We start from the raw sequence: 2,512 nt of genomic DNA, 5'->3' as shown, positions 1-2,512 counted from the left end.
TCTGCTTACTGCCACTCTTAAAATTTTAGAACGTGGTCTTGACAAGGGGCCCATTATAATCCAAAGGAACTAAGGCAGTATATATCCGCTTTTCCCCTTCATACCCATTGTAAGGTTTAGATGTTACTTCACCTATAACAACATATTTTTCTGTTGATTTTATATAAGGTTGATTTAAATGAGCTAAATAGCCGGGCAACCAATTAGTATCCAATAAAATCACTCCCATATCCCGTCTTCATTTGTTAATAGAACATTATTTTTTCTTTCTGAAATATTCCTTAAAAGCTTCTTGAATCGAAACTCCCTTTTCTACGGAATTTTTCTTTATCGAATTGTAAATATTGATATCCTTTCCATCAAATTCAAGATCTACCCTTCTGGTTTCATTTCCGGCAACATGCTCATAATTTTCGGGGTTTGCATAGTAGCAATGTCTACACATATCAATATCTTTTATGGTCCAATTTTTGCAATGCTCACATGCCCAGCTTTTCGCCCTATTTGCGCTGGGAGATAGTAACATGAAGATATGATGTATCCATCATATCTTCCGGATCACCACCTATTTCAAAAGGCACTCTATGATCAGCTTGAAGTAGTGATTCATCAAATTTTTCCCCATACAAAGCACATTTACTTCCATTTTCTTTAATTAATTTTTGTTTGAGCTTATCCGATAAATTATTCCTTCCTTTAGTTTTTGCAATAGAATTTTGTTTTTTCGCTTCTTCCCAATTTCCAAATTTATACACAGCCATGCGACGTCCTTCTGAATCCTTCCCATTAAATGTATCTATAGGAATTCCTTTCTCTACAACATCTCGTTTTGCACGCGGTGCATGTTCATATCCAGCTTTTTTTAAATCTTCGGTGCTACAAGTTCCTGTATTCATTATTTTGTCAATAACAAAACGCGCTCGTTTACCGGTCGCATTTATCAGTTTGTCATAAAATTCTTTACTAATAATTTCACCACTCGGTAGTTTTACAGGTTTTTCTGCCATAATTAATTCCTCCGCAAGTTCTTACTTACATACAATGATTCGTATGTTATTGCTTCTTTACCATTTAATGTTGCTTGACTGCTTCTACCAGCATTCAATAAAATATGTTGTAATCCCAAAGACTCTGGTAGTATTTTTCCAAATGTTTTGTCATTAGTTTGTCCATCATAACTAACAATAAAATTAATATTTTTATCATTTAGAACTTGTAATGAACTTACAAATTCATCAAAAGGAAGATTTTGAATATACCTTGAACTTAAACCATTTGATACCCCTTGATATGGGGGATCCATATAGATCAGATCTCCTTCGTGCACATCCGAAAGAATATCACGATAGTCATTACAAAATAAACTAGCCTTTCCTTTTAATAATTCAGAAATTTCTCTTGCATTTTTCCTAATAGTTTCCGGTTTCGTTCCATACCGTCTCTTATCACAAATTTGGTTCATTTCTCCTCTTGAATTATATCTTATTGCGCCCTTAGCTACTCGAGCTAAAATAAACAGTGTCAGCGCTGGTATGGATTTTTTTTCATTAAACTTCTCCCTCATTTTATAATAATAGTCAATATTGTTTTCGCCATCGAAAAATTGTCTATTCCAAATTTCCGTATAACCATTTACAAGGTTATTAGGATCATTAATACATTCTTTCATCATATCTATTATTGGTTTATTTATGTCATTGAAAATAAACTTATCACACAATCTATTTGCTGCAGCATAGATAGATACTGCAGCAGTTCCACTGAAAGGTTCAATTAATCTATCAAAATGATTTGGGAAATATCCAGATATGACATTTGCCAAATTGCGTTTGCTTCCTTGATATTGTACAAGATGTGGTATTTTTACCATGTTAAATCCTTTCTATTAGCCATTCTTTCATTGTATTTTCCTCTACCATAGCTGCTTCCGTTGTAAGCATCAAAAGTATGTCACAAATAAATTCATCTACTTCTTGTTTTACAACCAGCATATCTTTTCCTTGAAACCAACCTTCCACTAATCTGTTTAGTATTTTTCGATTGACCTGTACATTTTGTTTCCTTAATAAAATATTCTCGTTGAATTTACTGCAAATCTCATTTTCCACCAAAGACGCGTAGGCTTCATATTGATTACTCATGACGTAATCCCCCTTTCACGTCTATATATTCAATAAGTTTCAAAAAAAGTCAACCATTCTACAAACAAATTTTATGAACTGGATTTAACTTATAAATAATTCTGGCATATTATATTGAATTTCCAATGCTTCTCTTTTCACGCTTTGATTCTGGCATTCTAAAAGTGATTTTCTTATTTTTTTTTCGCCGTTGTTCATAGTATGTACATATTCATCCTTATTTTTCTTTATGTAAGTGGATGTTTCACGAGAAAAGCCACTCCGTTGCAACATAATTGTTAATGGATTAGTTGTACCATATTCCACATATTCAGGGAGTGTAAAATAGTTTGTGTAAATCGGTATTGCATGAATCTACTTTATGCCCCATA

3 protein-coding genes are annotated in these 2,512 nt (G+C 33.0%); all 3 read right to left on the bottom strand.

Going from position 1 to position 2,512, the window contains the following annotated elements; all coding sequences use genetic code 11:
* Positions 1 to 500: 500 nt before the first annotated feature.
* From PGX44_RS13825 to PGX44_RS13815, 3 genes are read right to left on the bottom strand one after another with little or no spacing between them, the layout of a single operon-like run.
* Positions 501 to 1,007 carry an HNH nuclease gene (locus PGX44_RS13825; protein WP_498855828.1) on the bottom strand — a complete coding sequence of 169 codons (507 nt, stop codon included), beginning with the start codon at positions 1,005 to 1,007 and terminating at the stop codon, positions 501 to 503.
* 2 nt (positions 1,008 to 1,009) lie between these two features.
* A complete protein-coding gene (locus PGX44_RS13820; protein WP_302131768.1) occupies positions 1,010 to 1,870 on the bottom strand; it encodes a Dam family site-specific DNA-(adenine-N6)-methyltransferase in 861 nt (286 codons plus the stop codon).
* Position 1,871: 1 nt separating this feature from the next.
* Positions 1,872 to 2,141, bottom strand: a complete 270-nt coding sequence (locus PGX44_RS13815) for a hypothetical protein (RefSeq protein WP_302131770.1) — start codon at positions 2,139 to 2,141, stop codon at positions 1,872 to 1,874.
* Positions 2,142 to 2,512: the final 371 nt, after the last annotated feature.

The organism is Caecibacter sp. AF58-12pH5A, assembly GCF_027681725.1.
Lineage (GTDB): Bacteria > Bacillota > Negativicutes > Veillonellales > Megasphaeraceae > Megasphaera > Megasphaera hominis.
The sequence above is the reverse complement of the archived record's forward strand: the minus strand, read 5'-3'. Positions and strand labels throughout refer to the sequence as shown.

Coding starts and splice junctions, on each gene's coding strand:
- PGX44_RS13825 (WP_498855828.1), bottom strand. CDS start 1,007: ATGGCAGAAAAACCTGTAAAACTACCGAGTGGTGAAATTATTAGTAAA.
- PGX44_RS13820 (WP_302131768.1), bottom strand. CDS start 1,870: ATGGTAAAAATACCACATCTTGTACAATATCAAGGAAGCAAACGCAAT.
- PGX44_RS13815 (WP_302131770.1), bottom strand. CDS start 2,141: ATGAGTAATCAATATGAAGCCTACGCGTCTTTGGTGGAAAATGAGATT.